Source organism: Neoroseomonas marina (assembly GCF_012927745.1).
GTDB lineage: Bacteria > Pseudomonadota > Alphaproteobacteria > Acetobacterales > Acetobacteraceae > Neoroseomonas > Neoroseomonas marina.
Window position 1 is genome coordinate 164495 of the sequence record NZ_JABBKX010000005.1, and the last position, 17813, is coordinate 182307.

The window sequence follows — 17813 nt, forward strand, 5'->3', positions numbered from 1 at the left end:
ATGCGCATCGGTCCCGTTCCTTCCACAGCTCGCCGCCGGTTAAGCCATTCTTCACGGCTCGGCTGGACAATGCTGCGCATGATCAGCCTGAACTCCCTCGCGGCCTTCACGCAGGAGGTAACGCGCAGCGCCGGCATCCAGCCGGCGCGATCGACCGACCGCCCGGAGGCTGCCGCGCGCGGCAGCAGCCCGCAGCCACAGCGCATCCTGCAATCGGCTCCACCGGCCGGCGCCATGCCCCCGGCGGGCCAGACGCCGCCGCGCGGCTCGCTGCTCGACCTGCGCGTCTGAACGGGCCGCGCCCCGACTCGGCGACCGCTTGCAGGACAACGGGGCGCACGCCCATCTTCCGTCCATGTCCCGTTTCGTCCGGCGCATCCCCGAAGGCGATGACCGCGAAAGGCTGATGTGTCCCGATTGCGGCCATGTCGCCTACGAGAACCCGAAGGTCGTGGTGGGCTCGGTCGTCGCGGAGGGCGACTCTGTCCTGCTCTGCCGGCGCGCCATCGAACCGCGTTCGGGCTTCTGGACCATCCCCGCCGGCTACATGGAAATGGGCGAGACGGTGGAGGAAGGCGCGCGGCGCGAAGCCTGGGAGGAAGCGCGGGCCCGCATCGCGCTCGAAGGCGTGCTCGCCGTCTATTCCATCGCCCGCATCGGACAGGTGCAGGTCATCTTCCGCGCGCGATTCGAGGAACCCGGCTTCGAGGCCGGGCCGGAGAGCCTCGAGGTCCGCCGCTTCGCCTGGGACGAGATCCCGTGGGACGACATCGCCTTCCCGTCCGTGCGCTGGGCGCTGAAGGCCTGGCGGCAGGGCTCGCCGGGCGGCGTCGCGCTGAACCCCTCGGAGGACCGCCGCGGGGTCCGCCCGCTGCCGGGCTTCGGCGCGTGACCCGGCGCGGTGCCCTGCTCGTCGCCTTGGCGCTGCTGCCGGGGACCGGCCTGGCCCAGACGGCGCCGACCCAAGCCCCGCGATCGCGCCGGCGCCCGCGGCGGCGCGCAGCGCCCGCGCCGCAGGCCGAGGCCCCCGCGCCACCGGCCCCGCGGGACGCGCCCGCGCCCGTGCCGAACCGCGACCTGGAGGGGCCACGCGCGCCTCTCGCCGGGACCTCGCCGCGGCTGAACCCGGCCCTGATCGATCCCAACGAGCCCCGCTACGGGGCGACCACCGATCCGCACTCGCCCCAGGCCCGCGAGGACAGGCTGCTGCGCAATCCGGGCGCCGGCGCCCGGCTGAGCGTGCCCTTTTCCTACTGAGGCGCCGGTCGGCGCAGGAAGCTGCGCAGCCGGCCCAGGAGCGCCGACACGCGGCCGCGGCGGCGAAGGCTTTCCCGCAGCCGGTCCGCCAGGGCGGGATCATCCGGGACGGTATTCAACCCGCGGCGCAGCGCCCCCAAGGCCTCGTCGTGGCGACCCTGCGCCTGCAAGGCCGCCGCCAGTCCGAGGTAGCCTTCCGCCCGCATCGGCGCCAGTCGCTGGAGGCGCCGGTAGAGGCGCTCCGCCCGCGGCGCGTCTCCGCCCTTGAGCACGAGGCTGGCGAACCAGGCGAGGGAAGCATGGTGGCCGGGCAGGCGCGCGGAGGCCTGCTGCGCGAGGTGCAGCGCCTCGGCCGCATGACCCCGCGCCGCGACGGCCTGGCTCAGGCCGAACAAGGCCAGGCCGTGGGACGGCGCCCGGGCCAGCACGGTGCGGAACAGGCGCTCCGCCTCGGCCTGGGCGGCCGGGTCGCCGCCGAGCAGCAGATGCGCGTAATGCGCAGCCACCTCCTCGTCCTCCGGCAGGCTGGCGTGGCCGTCCCGCGCCGCGGCGAGCGCTTCGCCCGCCCGGCCCTGGGCGCTGAGGGCGAGGCTGAGCCCGACATGCAGATCGGCGGCCGGCCCGAGATGCAGGGCGCGACGAAAGGCGGTCTCGGCTTCGGTACCCGCGCCGGCGGCCAGGAGCAGGTGCGCCGCCTGGCCGATCGCGCCGATCACCTCGGCCGGCGCCGTGATCGCGAGGTCGTGGGCGACGGCGACCGCTTCCTCGCGCCGGCCCAGCGCGAGCAGGCGCTGGGCGCGATCGGCCCGCGCGCGCGCCCGTTCCTGGGCAAGGATCACATCGGGAATGCGCAGCGCGCGGGCGCGGTGCCACAGCGTCTCGGCCAGGGTGGCATGGCCGTGGCCATAGGCGGCGCGACCCATCAGCCGGAACCAATGGCCGGACCGGGCGCGGCGTTCGCGCAACAGGCCGCGCATCGCGGCGACATCGCCATCCAGGGCCGGTCCGAGCAGCTCGCCCAGCGCCTCGGCGCCGGTGACGAGCCAGATCGCCGAATGCCCGGCATGCGGGGTGCGCAGCAGATGGACGGGCCCGGCCTCGGCGGCGAGGCGCGCATGGTCCCAGTCGACCGCGTCATAGGGGTCGACCAGCACCGTCGCGAAGGGTGCCAGATCCTCCGGCGCCACGCGCATCCCGCGGTGCAGGGCCGGGCGGAAGAACCGATGGAAGCGGGGATCGGCCGGCACGTCGGCCGGCGCGATGCTGACCTGGGGGGCGACCGCGATGGCCGCATCCAGCCCGAGGCGCCGCCCGTGCTTCAGCGCGGCGTAGGCACCCATGCTGTAGCCATAGGCGACGCCCTGCGGCTTCAGCACGGCCCGCACCGCCGCCGCGGCGGCGTCGACCGAGGCCGTCGGGTACCAGTTCTCGCGCTTCGCGATGAAGCCGACCGCATCCAGGCCGAGGCGGTCGGCCGCCTCCCGCCCCCAGAAGGCGTCCCCCTTGGGCCGGAAGGTCAGGTCGGCGAAGGTCACGAGGCTGTGGGCGGACCGCCCCGGGCGGTGCAGGACGAGGATCTCGCGATCCTCGAAGATGATGCGCGTCGGCGCCTGGGGCATCAGGCCCGCGCCGCTTCCTCGGGCGTCAGCAGGCGCAGGGCGAGGGCGTGCAGGCCGCCCTGGAACTCGACATCGAGCACGGCATGGACGGCGCGCGACCGGGCGACGCGCGACTGCCCCGCGAAGGCGGGCGAGACGACGACGACGCTGTAATGCGTCTCCCCGCCCGGACGCGCGCCGGCATGGCCGGCATGCTTCGCGCTGTCGTCCTCGACGACGACCTGCGCGGGGGCGAAGGCGGTTTCCAGGGCGGTGCGGATGCGATCGGCGCGGGAGAGGGCCATGCGCGCTTTTCCGGCCTTTGGACGGGCCTGCCAAGGGGTGTTACGCGCCTTGCGGGATGCCCCCTCGACGCCCATAAACATCCGATGCCCCGATCTGGCAGCAAGGCCGCGCCGGAGGACGACAGCGACGGCGCGCCGGCCCGTCCCTGCGATCATCCGGGCTGCGCCGAACCCGGCGTGTTCCGCGCCCCGCGGGACCGCAGCCTCAAGGAATTCCTGTGGTTCTGCCTGCCGCATGTGCGCGACTACAACAAGGCGTGGGATTTCTACAAAGGCATGAGCGCGCATGAGATCGAAGCCGCGCTGCGTGCCGACACGTCCTGGCAGCGGCCGTCCTGGCCGCTCGGCCGGCTCGGCGGTGCGGGGCGGTTCGACCCGGAACTGCTGCGCGACCCCTTCAGCGTCCTGGGGCAGGAGGCGCCGACGCCGCGCCGGCGCCCGCGCAACGAGAACCAGGCGCCGCCGGAACTGCGCGCGGCCCTGGACCTGCTCGGCCTTGGCTGGCCGATCGACCAGGTGGAGCTGCGCGGCCGCTACAAGGACCTCGCCAAGCGCTATCACCCCGACGTCACCGGCGGCGATCGCGGGGCGGAAGAAAAGCTCAAGGACATCAATCGGGCCTACAGCCTGCTCAAGCGCCGGGTTCCGGCGCGCGGGCCGGCACGGGCCGAACCGGAAGCCGCCGCCGCCGGGTAGCCGGATCGGCGGTCCGGGCCTAGAATGATCAAGACAGTCACGGAACCGGACTTGCGATGAACAAGGTTGCCCAGATCTCCGAAATCCGCCCGACCTCGGCCATCGAGGCCCCGGACCTCAAGGTGAACGCGCGCGAAGTCTTCGGCGTGGACATCGACATGGAGGTGCCGGCCTTCTCGGTGCGCACCGAGCACGTCCCGGAGATCGACAACACCTACCGCTTCGACAAGGAGACGACGCTCGCCATCCTCGCGGGCTTCGCCTTCAACCGCCGCGTCATGATCCAGGGCTACCACGGCACCGGCAAGTCCACGCACATCGAGCAGGTGGCCGCGCGGCTCAACTGGCCGTGCATCCGCGTGAACCTCGACAGCCACATCTCGCGCATCGACCTGATCGGCAAGGACGCGATCGTCCTCAAGGACGGCAAGCAGGTCACCGAGTTCCGCGAAGGCATCCTCCCCTGGGCGCTGCAGCACCCCTGCGCGCTGGTGTTCGACGAATACGACGCCGGCCGTCCGGACGTGATGTTCGTGATCCAGCGCGTGCTGGAAGTCGAAGGCAAGCTGACGCTGCTCGACCAGAACAAGGTGATCCGGCCGAACCCCTGGTTCCGCCTGTTCTCGACGGCGAACACCGTCGGCCTCGGCGACACCACGGGCCTCTATCACGGCACGCAGCAGATCAATCAGGGCCAGATGGACCGCTGGTCGATCGTCGCGACGCTGAACTACCTGCCGCACAAGCAGGAGACGGACATCGTGCTCGCGAAGCTGAACGCCGAGAGCGACCCGAAGATCCGCAAGCAGGTCGAGGCGATGGTGGCACTGGCCGACCTGACCCGCGCCGGCTTCATCGCGGGCGACATCTCGACCGTCATGTCGCCGCGCACGGTCATCACCTGGGCCGACAATGCGCGCATCTTCGGCGATGTCGGCTTCGCCTTCCGGCTGACCTTCCTCAACAAGTGCGACGAGGCCGAGCGTTCGACGGTCGCCGAGTACTACCAGCGCTGCTTCAACGAGGAAGTCTCGACGGGGCTGCTGCGCAAGGCTGGGTGAGGCATGGCCTCGTCCCCACGCTTCCTGCTGCACCACGCCCCGCGATCGCGATCCGTCAGCGCCCTGTGGATGCTGGAGGAGGCCGGCGCGGCCTATGAGCTGCGCTGGCACGATCTGCAGGCAGGCACGCAGAAGGACCCGGCCTTCCTTGCGGTGAACCCCGCCGGCAAGTTGCCGGCGCTGGTGGATCGCGGGCCGGACGGGTCGTGGAGCGCGGTGGTGACGGAGGTGGCAGCGATCGCGGCCTATCTCGCGGACCTCCATCCCGGCGCCGACCTGGCGCCGCCGATCGGCACGCAGGACCGCGCGGACTACTGCTTCTGGATGGCCTACGGACCAGCCGTGGTGGAACCCGCCTTCGCCGATGCCGTCTTCCCGCGCGCGGCGGCCGCACCGGCCTCGGCGCTCGGCTGGCCATCGATGGACGACGTCGTCGCCCGGATCGAGGCCAGGCTGGCGGGCAGGAGCTGGCTGCTCGGCGAGCGCTTCAGCGCCGCCGATCTCGTGGTGGGCGGTCTGCTCGCCTTCATCAACCAGTTCGGCCGGCTGAAGGCCGGCTCCGAGGTCGCGCGCTACGTCGCCGCGATCGAGGCCCGGCCCGCGCGCCAGCGCGCCGCGGCCACCGAAGGACCCAAGCCATGAGCGGCAAGCAGGACCTCACCCGCCAGGAAGAATTCAAGCGCGCCACCGCGGGCGCGCTGCGCGCCATCGCGCATGCCGACCCCGAGGTGCAGGTCGCCTTCCAGCCCGGGCCCTCCGGCGTCGCCGGCAAGCGCGTGCGCCTGCCGCTGCCGACGCGCGCCCTGCCGGCGGCCGAGATGGCGAAACTGCGCGGCGCGGCCGACGCGGCGGCGCTGCGCCTGCGCCACCACGACGAATCGCTGCACGCCCAGCGCGTGCCCGGACGGCGCGAGGCGCGCGAGGTGTTCGACGCGCTGGAGCAGGTGCGCGTCGAGACGGTCGGGTCGAAGCACATGACTGGCGTGGCCGCGAACCTGCGCGCCAAGCTCGCCGAGGAATGCGAGGCCGAGGGCTACGACCGCATGACGCGCAAGGACCAGCTGCCGCTGACCGCGGCGCTGGGCCTGATCGCGCGCGAACGCATGACCGGCCAGCCGGCGCCCGAGATCGCGCATCGCGTGCTCGATCTCTGGCGCGACACGCTCGGCCCCGAGGCCGATGCCGCGCTGGCCGAGATGGCCGATGCCACCGACGACCAGGCCGCCTTCGCCAAGGCCGCGCGCAAGCTGCTGACCGCGCTCGACCTCGCGGAAGCCGAGGTCGAGGCGGAATCCGAGCAGCAGGACGAGGAAGGCGAGGAGGGCGGCGAGAGCAGCCCGCAGCAGGACCAGTCCGGCGAGGGCCAGTCACAGTCCGAGCAGGAAGAGCAGATGCTCGGCGCCCAGCCCGAGCAGATGCAGGGCGAGGCCTCGGACGAGGAAGGCGAGGAGACCGAGGAGGACGGCGCGGCTGCCGATGGCGACGACAAGCCGGGCGGACCGCAGCAGCGCCGCGAGGTGCCGCAGGTCGATGACACCACCCGCTACCATGCCTTCACGACCCAGTTCGACGAGATCGTGGAGGCCGAGGAGCTCTGCGACCCGGATGAGCTGACACGGCTGCGCCAGCAGCTCGACCAGCAACTGTCGCACCTGCAGGGCGTCGTCTCCAAGCTCGCGAACCGGCTGCAGCGGCGGCTGCTGGCGCAGCAGCAGCGCGCCTGGGAGTTCGACCTCGAGGAAGGCATCCTCGATGCCGCGCGGCTGACGCGCGTCATCACCAACCCGATGCATGCGCTGTCGTACAAGCACGAACGCGACACCGACTTCCGCGACACCGTGGTGTCGCTGCTGATCGACAATTCGGGCTCGATGCGCGGGCGGCCGATCACGGTGGCCGCGATGTGCTGCGATATCCTCGCGCGCACGCTGGAACGCTGCTCGGTGAAGACCGAGATCCTCGGCTTCACGACGCGGGCCTGGAAGGGCGGACAGTCGCGCGAGCGCTGGGTGCAGGACGGCAAGCCGCGCAACCCGGGGCGCCTCAACGACCTGCGCCACGTCGTCTACAAGGCGGCGGATGCCCCCTGGCGCCGCGCGCGCAAGAACCTCGGGCTGATGCTGCGCGAGGGGCTGCTCAAGGAGAACATCGACGGCGAGGCGCTGGAATGGGCCTACAAGCGGCTGCTGCCGCGGCCCGAGCATCGTCGCATCCTGATGGTGATCAGCGACGGCGCGCCGGTCGATGACAGCACGCTGTCGGTGAACCCCGGCAACTACCTCGAGCGCCACCTGCGCAAGGTGATCCACGAGATCGAGAACCGGAACCAGGTGGAACTGATCGCCATCGGCATCGGCCACGACGTCACGCGGTACTACCGTCGCGCGGTGACCATCGTGGATGCCGAGGAACTCGGCGGGACGATGATGAAGAAGCTCGCCGAGCTGTTCGACGAGGATGCGGCCGAGGCGTGGCAGCGCGCGGCGGCGGAACGCGGGCCGGTTCTCGTCTGACCACCCGGCGCGGTCTACTTGCCGCAGGGGCGCTGCTTGCCTCCTGCGGCAATGCGCCGCGGCCGGCGAGCGGTGCCGGCACGCCGTTGCCCCCGATGCCGCTGGACGGGCCGCTGCGCAGTCTCGGCGGTTTCGAGATCGATGCGCGGCGCCTCGGGGCGGGGAGCCTCTCAGGCATCCATCTCGATGGCGACCTCGTCGCCACCATGGTCGACGACCGGTCGCGCTGGGCGCGGGCGCGGATCGTGCTGCGCGACGGCGTCGCACAGGCGCTGGAACCGATCGCCTCAGGGCCGCTCGGGGACGGCGCCGGGCGGCCCCTGCCGCGGGGCTATGCCGGGGATGCGGAAGCCATCGCGCGGCTGCCGGACGGCACCTGGCTCGTCGCCTACGAACGCTGGCACCGCATCCGCGCCTATCGGCGGCTGGACGGTCCGGGCGCGTATGTCGAGGCGCCCCCCGGCCTCGATCGTGCGCCGGGCAATGGGGGGCTCGAAGCCCTCACCGTGCTGGCGGATGGCCGGCTGCTCGCGATCACGGAGGATCTGCAGGTGTCGGGCCGGCCGGAACTGCGGCGCGCCTGGATCGGGCGTCCCGGCGCCTGGCTGCCGATCGCCTGGCGGCCGGCGCAGCCCTACGTGCCGGTGGATGCCGCCGGCTTGCCGGATGGCGGGGCACTCGTGCTGGAACGCCGCTTCAGCCTTCTCGGCGGCTTCGGCGCGCGTCTGGTGCGGGTCACCCCGGCCGCGATCGCGGCGATCGGGCGGGAGGGCGTGCTGGAGGGGGCGGAGATCCTCCGCCTCGACGGCGCGCCGCTGCCCGCCGAGAACTGGGAAGGCGTCGGCGTGGCGCGGCATGAAGGGCGCACCATCGTCGCCCTCGTCACCGACGACAACGAGAGCGTGCTCCAGCGCCTGCTGATGCTGCTGTTCGAGCTGCGCGACTGACCGCGGCTCAGGCCGGCTCGCCTTCCACCGGCTGGCCGCCGCAGGCGCGCATGAAGACCAGCACCTCGCGGGCTGCCTGCTTCACCGCGTCCCCGTCCGTGCCCTTGGCGACGACCGCCACGCCACCGCCGCCGGCCCGGTAATAGGGGTAGGAGCCGATGTCGAGCTGCGGGTAGCGCTGCTGGATGTCCGCGAGGCCCTCGGCGATGCGGCCTTCCATCAGGCCGTTCGCGTGCACGGCGGCGGACACGATCGGCGGCCCGCCCTGCAGCGAGGGCGCCAGTGCTTCGAACATCGCCTGCATGATGCGCGGCACGCCGGCCATGACATGGACGTTGCCGATGGTGAAGCCGGGGGCGATGGAGATGATGTTGTCGATCAGTTCCGCCCCGCGCGGCATGGTCGCCATGCGCTGGCGCGCCGGGTTGAAGTCGCCGGGCGGATCCTGGCGCGCGTAGTGGGATTCGAGGCGTCGCCAGGCTTCGGGATGCGGTTCCCAGGGCACGCCGAAGGCCGCGGCGACGCATTCGCTGGTGATGTCGTCATGCGTCGGCCCGATGCCACCGGTGGTGAAGACGTGGTCGTACTTCGCCCGCACTTCGTTGACCGTGTCGATGATGGTCTCGGGCACGTCGGGGATGACGCGGACCTCGCGCAGCGGGATGCCGATCTCGCCAAGGCGCGTAGCGATGAACTTCAGGTTGGCGTCCTGGGTGCGGCCCGACAGCACCTCGTTGCCGATGATGAGCAGGCAGGCAGTCGGGTTGGGCATGGCGGCATCCTCCGGCGCCAGGATAGGCGGCCCGCGGGAAGGCACAATTGCCCGGGCGGAGAAACCTTCGGCTCGACGCGCTGGTGTGCGCATTCGGACCACCCGGGCATGACGGCGATGCGGCCCAAGGCTGGCCTTGGGCCGGGAGCGCAAAGCGCGACCGCGCCCAGACCATCAGCCGCCCCAGGCGCACCAGTCCACGGCGCGCGAGCCAAGCCCGCGGATGCGGGCGCCGGCGCCTGAGGCCTATGAAAGGCCTAAAGAAAATCCCTCAACAACGCGACGAGCGGCACGTCCGCCGGTGGCATCGCGTAGTCCGCCAGGCGCTGCGGCCGCACCCAGGCCAGCGCCTGGCCTTCCAGCGCCGTCACCTGCCCCTGCCAGCGGCGGCAGAGGAACAGCGGCATCAGCAGGTGGAAGGCCTCGTAGCCATGGGAGGCGAAGGCGAAGGGGGCGAGGCAGGCCTCGGTCACGTCGATGCCGAGTTCTTCCTTCAGCTCGCGGATCAGCGCGACTTCGGGGGTCTCCCCCGCGCGGACCTTGCCGCCGGGGAACTCCCAAAGGCCGGCGAGCGGCTTGCCCTCGGGTCGCCGGGCCAGGAGGACGCGGTTGTCCGGGTCGATCAGCCCCACCGCGGCGACGAGGAGGATCGGCTTGCCGCCGGCCACGGCGGCTTCGGGCGCAGGCGCGGGCGGCGCGACGGGCGGGGCGAGGTCGGCGCGCCCGGCCTCGAACAGCAGCACGGGCATGCCGCCGCCGCGCGAGAGGAAATCCCGCTGCCCCTTGCCCGCGTCGCGGAAGCCGATGCGCCGCAGCACGGCGGCCGAACGCGCGTTGTCGGTCAGCGCGCTGGCGGTGATGCGGTCGATGTTGAGATTGGCGATCGCCCAGCGCGCGAGGCGGCCCGCCGCCTCCGGCGCGATCCCCTGCCCCCAGTGGCGCCGCGCGACCCAGTAGCCGAGTTCGGCGGCCCGCTCGTCACGCTCGATCGTCAGGCCGACGCAGCCGAGCATGGCCCCGCCCTCGGCCTCGGGCTTGGCGATGGCGAGGTGATAGGCGGTGCCTTCGGCGATCTGCTCGAGCGTCGAGGCGATCCATTCGTCGGCCAGATGGCGCGGGTAGGGAAAGGGTACGCGCGCGAGCGTCTTGGCGACTTCCCAATCGTTCACCAGGCGATGCAGTTCGGCGGCGTCCTCGGCGCGCAGGGGGCGCAGGACGAAGCGCTCGGTGGCGAGCGGCGCGAAGGCGGGGGTGGAGTCGGGCATCCGGGGTTCAGGAACGGCCAGCACCGGCGCAGCGTCAAGGCTTCCGGGCGATCAGCATCACGAACATGGGGGCGGCGTTGCGCGGGAGTGGCAGCAGGACGGCCGCAAGGCGCCCCAGCAGGTAGGACAGCGCTAGCGAGGCGTACCAGGACCGCCGTGCCGCGAACCACGGCCCCCCGGGCGGCGCCTTGATCGGCGCGAGGCGGCCCATCCAGTGGATCAACGGCTGGGCGGCAACGGGCGGCAGCAGCCGGATCTCCTCGACGGCGAGGCCGAGGCGTCCGGCGAGCGCCGCCATCGCGGCCTCGCTCCACCAGGACAGGTGGTGCGGTGGGGCGTTGAAGGCGAAGTCCGGAATCGCCGTCATGGCCGAGGGCCAGACCGGCGCGCCCAGCATCAGCAGCCCGCCCGGCTTCAGGCAGCGCGCCATGTCGGCGGCCAGGCGCAGCGGATCGGCGACATGCTCGATGACCTGGAAGGCGCAGGCGGCGTCATAGGTGCCGGCATGGGCCTCGGCATGGGTAGCGAGGTCCTCGGCGCGGACGGTGCCGCTGGCCTCGGCGTAGGCGCCGGGATTGGGGTCGAGGCCGACATGGCGCGCGTCGGGGATGACCCGCGCGAAGGCACCGGCCCCGGCGCCGACCTCGAGCACCGCATCCCCGGAGTGGATGCGCGACGCGGCATGAGGATATTCGGCGCGGTCGCGGCCAGCCGCTCGCACCCGTCCACCCGCATCGAGCCGCCGGTAGAGCGCCTCGTAGAAGGCGCCGTCGCCTTCCTGCGCCGGCGCGAAGAAGATCAGGCCGCAAGGCGACCGCCAGACGCCGATCGGCACATCGGGCAAGGGCGACGGATCGACGCCGAAGGCTCGGCGCCAGAGGCCGCGGAGCAGACGTGGCGGGATCTCCTGCACCAGCGCGGCCGGCGCGCCGGTGATGGGGCAGATGCCCGGCGTCACGCCGTGGCGCCGGGGGTATGGCGGCGCAGCACGCGGACCTCGTCGGGGCCGAGCACCTCGTATTCCACGTGGCGCCAGCGGATGACGCGCGTGCGCGCGCTGGTCCAGAACAGCGCCGCGACGGTGGCGGCGGTCAGCGGCACGCAGGTGCCGATGGCGATCTGGAGCATCCGCGCGGGGGCGCCTTCCGCGATGCCGATCCGACGCGTGACATGGTCCTGCAGCACCGCGCGCGCGAAGCCCATCGCCATCAGCAGGGCAACGAAGCCCGCCGCGACGGCGTCGCCGGTCATCGCCAGCAATGCCAGCGGCAACGCCAGCGCCTCGGCATGCAGCACGGCGCCGAGCCAGGCCCAGAGGCGCGGGACATAGACATGCACGATCTGCAGCTGCCGCCTCTTGAAGGCGATGGCCTCGCGGTCGCCGCCCTCGGGTGGCGTCGGCAGCAGCACGGCGCGGCGCGTCAGCACGCGCAGCCCGAGCTGCCGCGCACGGCGGCTGATCGCGCCATCGGTCGAGAATGTGTGCGCCAGCGCGCCGGGCAGGTCCATGCGTGCCAGGGCATCCCGCGCGATCGCGACCGATCCGCCCCAGACCAGCCCCGAGGCGACGAAACGCGGCCCGAGCGCGAGCGCGCGATCGAGCCAGGCCACCACGTGCCGCGCCGGCCCCGCCCCGTCGAGCGCATGCCAGCGATACCCCGTCACGAGATCCGCCGCGCCGTTCAGCGCCGGGGTGGCGAGCCAGGACAGCCAGGTCGCCTGCGGCAGGATGTCGGCGTCGAGCAGCACCAGCGCGTCGTCATCCGCATCCACGCGCGCCAGCGCCGCGATCATGTTGGTCGCCTTCTGGCTACGCGTGGCGTCGAGGCCGGCGACGACGATCTCGACCGGGAAGGGCAGCAGGCGTTCGAGCTCACGGACCTGCGCGAAGGCGGGGTCCGCCTCCGCTTCCACGGCGACGAGCATGCGGCGCGGTTGCAGCGTCTGGGCGGCGAGCGCCGCGAAGAGGCGCGGCAGGCCGTCGGTGCGCCCCGTGACGGCCAGCAGCAACGTCACGCGCCCTTCGGCGGCGACGGCGGGCGGGCGGAAGTAGCGGAGGAACCAAAGCACGCCGAACAGCCAGGCGAGCGAGCCCGATAGCGCGAGGACGCCGAGAAGAAGGGTCACGCGGCGCCGCGGAGAGGGGCGCCGCCCCTCTCCGGACCTCTCCCCGCCAAAGGCCGAAAGGCCTTTGGAAACCAGGAACGGGTTGCGAGGGCCTTGAGCCCTCGGCGGGTGGGGTCCGGGGAGGGCAGCGCCCTCCCCGTCGTCACCTCAGCTCCGGTACGACCCGTTGATGTCGATGTAGCCATGCGTCAGGTCGCAGGTCCAAACCGTCGCCTTGCCCTTGCCGAGGCCGATGTCGACCGTGATCTCGACCTCGCGCCCCTTCATGTGCGCGACGACCGGCGTCTCGTCGTAGCCGTCGACCACGCCGCCGTCGCGCGCCATCCAGGTGCCGCCGACGGCGATCGAGAGCTTGTCGCGGTCGGCCGGCTCGCCCGCCTTGCCCACCGCCATGACGATGCGGCCCCAATTCGCGTCCTCGCCGGCGATGGCGGTCTTCACCAGCGGCGAGTTCGCGATGCACATGCCGATCCTGTGCGCCGAGCGCGCCGTGACGGCGCCGGTGACGTCGATGCGGATCAGCTTCTGCGCGCCCTCGCCATCCCGCGCGACCATCAGGGCGAGGTCCATCAGCACCTCGTTCACCGCGCGGGCGAAGTCCTTGAGCATCGGCCCGCCCTCGGCCGGCACGCGCGGATGCTTCGCGACGCCGGTGGCGAACAGCAGCACCGTGTCCGAGGTTGAGGTGTCGGAATCGACAGTGACGCAGTTGAACGACTTGTCGCAGCCCTTCTTGAGCAGCGCCTGCAGCGCGCCGGCCGGGACCTTCGCGTCGGTCGCGAGGAAGGACAGCATCGTCGCCATGTCGGGCGCGATCATGCCCGAGCCCTTGGCGATGCCCGCGACGGTCACGGTCGCATCGCCGATCTTCGCCGTCCGCACCGACGCCTTGGGGAAGGTGTCGGTGGTCATGATGGCGCGGGCGGCGGCGGCGAAGCCGGCCTCGGTGACGGCGTCGAAGACCTTGGGCAGGGCGCCGACCAGCTTCTCGGTCGGCAGGCGTTCCCCGATGACGCCGGTGGAGGCGAGGAAGATCTCCTTCGGCTTGCAGCCGAGGATCTTCGCGGCCGCCTCGGCGGTCTTGGTGCAGGTCTCCCGCCCGGCCTTGCCGGTGAAGACATTGGAATTGCCCGAGGTGACGACCAGGCCGCGCGCCTTCCCACCTTTCAGCGCGGCGCGGGACCATTCGACCGGCGCGCCGGGGCAGCGGTTCTTGGTGAAGACGCCCGCGACGGTGGTGCCGGCCGGGAAGGCCATGGCCATCACGTCCTCCCGCGCGCGGTAGCGGATCTCGGCCATGCCCGTGGCGACGCGCACGCCGGGCACCGGCGGCAGTTCGGGCATCGGCAGCGCGAGGGGGGAAACCGGATGGGCCATGGGCGTATCCCTGTTCTTGCTTGGAGTCAGATCAGCGCCGGATCGGCGCGCCGGGGCGAGCGGGCGGGGCGGCCGGAGCCGGCGGCTCGGCCGTGTCGGTCGGACGCGGCGCCGACCCGTCGAGGTTGAAGCGTTCGACCTGCGCGGCGCCACGGGCGCGCTCGACCGCTGCTTGGACCTCGGCCTCGAGAAGCTGCTGGCGGATCGCCTGGGCGACTTCCTCGAAGCGCGGGGCGGCGGCCTGGCGGCGCTCCTCGACCTTGATGACATGCCAGCCGAAGGGCGAGCGGACCGGGTTCTCGCTCACTTGCCCGGGCTGCAGGGCGAAGGCGGCCTCGGCGAATTCGGGGACCATGTCGCCGCGGCGGAAGAAGCCGAGGTCGCCGCCTTCCCGCGCACCGGGGCCGGAGGAACGGCGCTGCGCGACCGCGGTGAAGTCCGCGCCGCCGCGGACCTCGGCGAGCGCGGCCCGGGCCTCCGATTCGGTCGGCACCAGGATGTGGCGGGCGCGGACCTCCTCCTCGGCCGGGCGGTTCGCGATGTCGCGATCGTAGCGGGCGCGGATCGTCGCGTCCGTGATGCGGGACGCGATCTCACGCGACAGCCAGGCCTGCTGGAGTTCCTGCTCCTCGGCGCGGCGGATGCGGGCGCGGACCTCGGGTTCCTGGTCGAGCCGGGCGCGGCGGGCCGCGGCGGTCACGGCGCGGCCCGCGATCATCTGGTCGAGGATCAGCGGGTAGAGCATCTGCGGGGGTGCGCCGCGCAGTTCCTCCGGCAGGTCCTGCGCCGCGGCGGCCAGGTCGGACAGCAGGATCGGCTCCCCGTCCACCCGGGCGACCACCGGGTCCCCCGGCGGGGTGGCGGGGGCCGGGGCCTGGGCGCGCACGGCATCGGCACCGGCCAGGCAGAGCACAAGGGCGAGGCCCGCGCGGGAGGGAAGCGCGGGGCGGGGGCGGAGAATCATGGGGCCTCGGGGGCGGGAACCCGCGGAAGATGGCCGATGCGCGGGGGCCGGACAAGGCGAGGGCGGAGTCCCGTGGCGGGTCATTGCGCCAGGCCGGGCGGCAAACCGCCGGACGCGCCTCGGAAGCCAAGGTCCGGTCCGCGCCAAGCCCCGGGCGGCAAAGGGTTTTCGGGGGTGATCCGCGCCGATGATGGCCCCGGTTCGTTGACCCGCCCTCCCCGCCCGCCTATCTGTGCCTCGGCCGCGCCGCCTCCCGCCCGAACCGGGCCGGGTGCGGCGCGATCCGTGTCGCATGGCGGCACGCTCGACCGGGCCGCCCGCCCGACGGAGACTGAAGCCCCCGATGTTCGCCCGCCTCGCCGCCGCCATTTTCGGCACCTCGAACGACCGCGCCCTGAAGCGCTACCAGGGGCGCGTGCCCGCCATCAGCGCGCTCGAGCCAAAGATGGAGGCGCTGTCGGACGAGGCGCTGGCGAACCAGACCGTCCTGTTCCGCGAGCGGCTGGCCAAGGGCGAGGATCTCGACGACATCCTCCCCGAAGCCTTCGCCACGGTGCGCGAGGCCGCGCGCCGCGTGCTCGGCCTGCGCCACTTCGACGTGCAGATGATCGGCGGCATGGTCCTGCACGACGGCAAGATCGCCGAGATGAAGACCGGCGAAGGCAAGACGCTGGTCGCCACCCTGCCGGTCTACCTCAACGCCCTGCCCGCCAAGGGCGTGCATGTCGTGACGGTGAACGACTATCTCGCCCGCCGCGACGCGGAATGGATGGGCCGGCTCTACAGGTTCCTGGGCCTTTCGGTCGGCGTAATCGTGCATGGGCTGACCGACGACGAGCGCCGCGACGCCTATGCCTGCGACATCACCTACGGCACCAACAACGAGTTCGGCTTCGACTACCTGCGCGACAACATGAAGTACCGGCTGGACGACATGGTCCAGCGCGACTTCGCCTACGCCATCGTCGACGAGGTGGACTCCATCCTGGTCGACGAGGCGCGCACGCCGCTCATCATCTCCGGCCCGTCCGAGGATTCCTCCGACCTCTACCGCCGCGTGGACGAGGTGGTGAAGGAGCTCGTGAAGGACGCCGCGGTCTACGAGAAGGACGAGAAGCAGCGCACCGTCACGCTGACCGAGGACGGCGGCGAGCGCATCGAGCAGATGCTGAAGGAATCGGGGCTGCTCACCGAGGGCAACCTCTACGACATCCACAACGTCACGCTGGTGCACCACGTCAACCAGTCGGTGCGCGCGCACACGCTGTTCAAGCGCGACGTCGAATACGTCGTGCGCAACGACAAGATCGTCATCATCGACGAGTTCACCGGCCGCATGATGGAAGGCCGGCGCTACTCGGACGGGCTGCACCAGGCGCTCGAGGCGAAGGAACACGTCACCGTCCAGCCCGAGAACCAGACGCTGGCGTCCATCACCTTCCAGAACTACTTCCGCCTCTATCCCAAGCTGTCCGGCATGACCGGCACCGCGGCGACCGAGGCCGACGAGTTCGCCGAGATCTACAAGCTCGAGGTCGTGGAGATCCCGACCAACGTCCCCGTCGCGCGCAAGGACGAGGATGACGAGGTCTATCTCTCGGCCGCCGAGAAGTACGAGGCCGTCGCCGCGCTGATCGACGAAGCCCGCACCCGCGGCCAGCCCTGCCTGGTCGGCACGACGAGCATCGAGAAGTCGGAACTGATCTCCTCCCTGCTGCAGCGGAAGAAGATCCCGCACCAGGTGCTGAACGCCCGCTACCACGAGCAGGAGGCCGGCATCGTCGCCCAGGCCGGCCGCCCCGGCGCGGTGACCATCGCGACCAACATGGCCGGCCGCGGCACCGACATCCAGCTCGGCGGCAACTACGAGATGCTGGCGCGCCAGGAAGCCGGCACCAACGAGGGCGAGGCCTACGAGGCCGCGGTCGCGAAGCACAAGGCGGAGGTCGAGGCGCTGCGCCCGGCGGTGAAGGAGGCCGGCGGCCTTTTCGTCATCGGCACCGAGCGCCATGAATCGCGGCGCATCGACAACCAGCTGCGCGGCCGTTCGGGCCGCCAGGGCGACCCCGGCGCCTCGCGCTTCTTCCTCTCGCTCGAAGACGACCTGATGCGCATCTTCGGGTCGGACCGCATGGGCGGGATGCTGCAGAAGCTCGGCCTCAAGGAAGGCGAGGCGATCGTCCATCCCTGGATCAACAAGGCGCTGGAGAAGGCACAGAAGAAGGTCGAGGCGCGCAACTTCGACATGCGCAAGAACCTTCTCAAGTACGACGACGTCATGAACGACCAGCGCAAGGAAGTGTATTCCCAGCGCCGCGCCTTCATGATCGCCGACGACGTCGCCGAGACCATCCAGGAGATGCGCCGCGAGACCATCGCCGAGCTCGTCGCCCGCTGCATTCCCGAGAACGCCTACCCCGAGCAGTGGGACCTCGAGACCCTGCAGCGCCAGGTGCAGGAGGTGCTGAACCTCGACGTGCCGGTCGCCGAATGGGCGCGCGAGGAAGGCATCGACGACGACATCGTGCGCGAGCGGCTCGAGGAGGCGACCGACCTCGCCTACGCCTCGCGCGCGGCGAATGTCGGCCCGGACATCATGCGCCAGGTCGAGAAGTCGCTGCTGCTGCAGGTCTTCGACCAGGTGTGGAAGGAACACCTGCTCGCGCTCGATCACCTGCGCCAGGGCATCGGGCTGCGCGCCTATGGCCAGCGCGACCCGCTGAACGAGTACAAGTCGGAAGCCTTCGCGCTGTTCAACGCGATGCTGGTCGACCTGCGCGAGCGCGTGACCAGCCTGCTGCTGCGCATCGAACTCCGCCCCGAGGCGCCGCCTCCATCGCCCGATGGCATCGGCTTCCTCGACATGCGCCACCCGGACCCGGCGATGGCCGCCGCGGAGCTCGAGATGGCGGGCAACGGCACGACCTACGA

Annotated in this window: 16 protein-coding genes and 1 pseudogene; 9 read left to right on the top strand and 8 right to left on the bottom strand. The window is 71.9% G+C overall.

From position 1 onward, the window contains the following. Nucleotides 1-78: 78 nt before the first annotated feature. The 3 genes from GWK16_RS15700 to GWK16_RS15710 all read left to right on the top strand — a co-directional run bounded on the left by GWK16_RS15700 (nt 79) and on the right by GWK16_RS15710 (nt 1257). Complete coding sequence (locus GWK16_RS15700) at nt 79-291, top strand: hypothetical protein (RefSeq protein ID WP_170054921.1); 213 nt, start codon at nt 79-81, stop codon at nt 289-291. A gap of 64 nt (nt 292-355) precedes the next feature. After that, nucleotides 356-892, top strand: coding sequence for an NUDIX hydrolase (locus GWK16_RS15705; protein WP_170054922.1), 537 nt, complete (start codon nt 356-358; stop codon nt 890-892). After that, nucleotides 889-1257 (top strand): hypothetical protein, encoded by a 369-nt coding sequence (locus GWK16_RS15710; protein ID WP_170054923.1) that lies wholly within the window; start codon nt 889-891, stop codon nt 1255-1257. Before GWK16_RS15705 ends, GWK16_RS15710 begins: the two co-directional genes overlap by 4 nt. Here GWK16_RS15710 and GWK16_RS15715 read toward each other — a convergent pair. Next, nucleotides 1251-2876: a tetratricopeptide repeat protein gene (locus tag GWK16_RS15715; RefSeq protein WP_170054924.1), complete on the bottom strand. Its 1626-nt coding sequence runs from the start codon at nt 2874-2876 to the stop codon at nt 1251-1253. The genes GWK16_RS15710 and GWK16_RS15715 overlap by 7 nt on opposite strands. Beyond that, a complete protein-coding gene (locus GWK16_RS15720; RefSeq protein WP_170054925.1) occupies nt 2876-3160 on the bottom strand; it encodes a BolA family protein in 285 nt (94 codons plus the stop codon). The genes GWK16_RS15715 and GWK16_RS15720 overlap by 1 nt, the downstream gene beginning before the upstream one ends. 84 nt (nt 3161-3244) lie before the next feature. On the opposite strand from GWK16_RS15720, the gene GWK16_RS15725 reads away from it, so the two are divergent. From GWK16_RS15725 to GWK16_RS15745, 5 genes are read left to right on the top strand one after another with little or no spacing between them, the layout of a single operon-like run. Then, nucleotides 3245-3856: a J domain-containing protein gene (locus GWK16_RS15725; protein ID WP_170054926.1), complete on the top strand. Its 612-nt coding sequence runs from the start codon at nt 3245-3247 to the stop codon at nt 3854-3856. A 56-nt stretch (nt 3857-3912) separates the two neighbouring features. Continuing rightward, the gene (gene cobS, locus GWK16_RS15730) at nt 3913-4917 is read left to right on the top strand and encodes a cobaltochelatase subunit CobS (protein ID WP_170054927.1); all 1005 of its coding nucleotides are present in this window, start codon (nt 3913-3915) and stop codon (nt 4915-4917) included. Nucleotides 4918-4920: 3 nt separating this feature from the next. Continuing rightward, complete coding sequence (locus GWK16_RS15735; RefSeq protein ID WP_170054928.1) at nt 4921-5559, top strand: glutathione S-transferase family protein; 639 nt, start codon at nt 4921-4923, stop codon at nt 5557-5559. Next, on the top strand, nt 5556-7430 hold the full coding sequence (cobT, locus tag GWK16_RS15740) for a cobaltochelatase subunit CobT (RefSeq protein WP_170054929.1): 1875 nt from the start codon (nt 5556-5558) through the stop codon (nt 7428-7430). Before GWK16_RS15735 ends, cobT begins: the two co-directional genes overlap by 4 nt. Further along, nucleotides 7388-8377: an esterase-like activity of phytase family protein gene (locus GWK16_RS15745; RefSeq protein ID WP_170054930.1), complete on the top strand. Its 990-nt coding sequence runs from the start codon at nt 7388-7390 to the stop codon at nt 8375-8377. The genes cobT and GWK16_RS15745 overlap by 43 nt, the downstream gene beginning before the upstream one ends. Before the next feature lie 7 nt (nt 8378-8384). Here GWK16_RS15745 and GWK16_RS15750 read toward each other — a convergent pair whose 3' ends face one another. From GWK16_RS15750 to GWK16_RS15775, 6 genes are all read right to left on the bottom strand, one after another. After that, nucleotides 8385-9149, bottom strand: coding sequence for a competence/damage-inducible protein A (locus GWK16_RS15750; protein ID WP_170054931.1), 765 nt, complete (start codon nt 9147-9149; stop codon nt 8385-8387). Nucleotides 9150-9406: 257 nt separating this feature from the next. Further along, entirely contained in the window at nt 9407-10414 is a 1008-nt protein-coding gene (locus GWK16_RS15755; RefSeq protein WP_170054932.1) for a bifunctional GNAT family N-acetyltransferase/(deoxy)nucleoside triphosphate pyrophosphohydrolase, read from the bottom strand. Nucleotides 10415-10448: 34 nt separating this feature from the next. Then, nucleotides 10449-11372 carry a methyltransferase domain-containing protein gene (locus tag GWK16_RS15760; protein ID WP_170054933.1) on the bottom strand — a complete coding sequence of 308 codons (924 nt, stop codon included), beginning with the start codon at nt 11370-11372 and terminating at the stop codon, nt 10449-10451. Further along, nucleotides 11369-12541 carry a glycosyltransferase gene (locus GWK16_RS15765; protein WP_170054934.1) on the bottom strand — a complete coding sequence of 391 codons (1173 nt, stop codon included), beginning with the start codon at nt 12539-12541 and terminating at the stop codon, nt 11369-11371. The genes GWK16_RS15760 and GWK16_RS15765 overlap by 4 nt, the downstream gene beginning before the upstream one ends. A 147-nt stretch (nt 12542-12688) precedes the next feature. Next, complete coding sequence (argJ, locus tag GWK16_RS15770; protein ID WP_170054935.1) at nt 12689-13918, bottom strand: bifunctional glutamate N-acetyltransferase/amino-acid acetyltransferase ArgJ; 1230 nt, start codon at nt 13916-13918, stop codon at nt 12689-12691. Between the two features lie 31 nt (nt 13919-13949). Further along, nucleotides 13950-14882 carry a peptidylprolyl isomerase gene (locus GWK16_RS15775; RefSeq protein WP_170054936.1) on the bottom strand — a complete coding sequence of 311 codons (933 nt, stop codon included), beginning with the start codon at nt 14880-14882 and terminating at the stop codon, nt 13950-13952. Nucleotides 14883-15225: 343 nt separating this feature from the next. Here GWK16_RS15775 and secA point away from each other — a divergent pair. Then, nucleotides 15226-17683: pseudogene (gene secA, locus GWK16_RS15780) on the top strand (preprotein translocase subunit SecA); the annotation flags it as partial. Nucleotides 17684-17813: the final 130 nt, after the last annotated feature.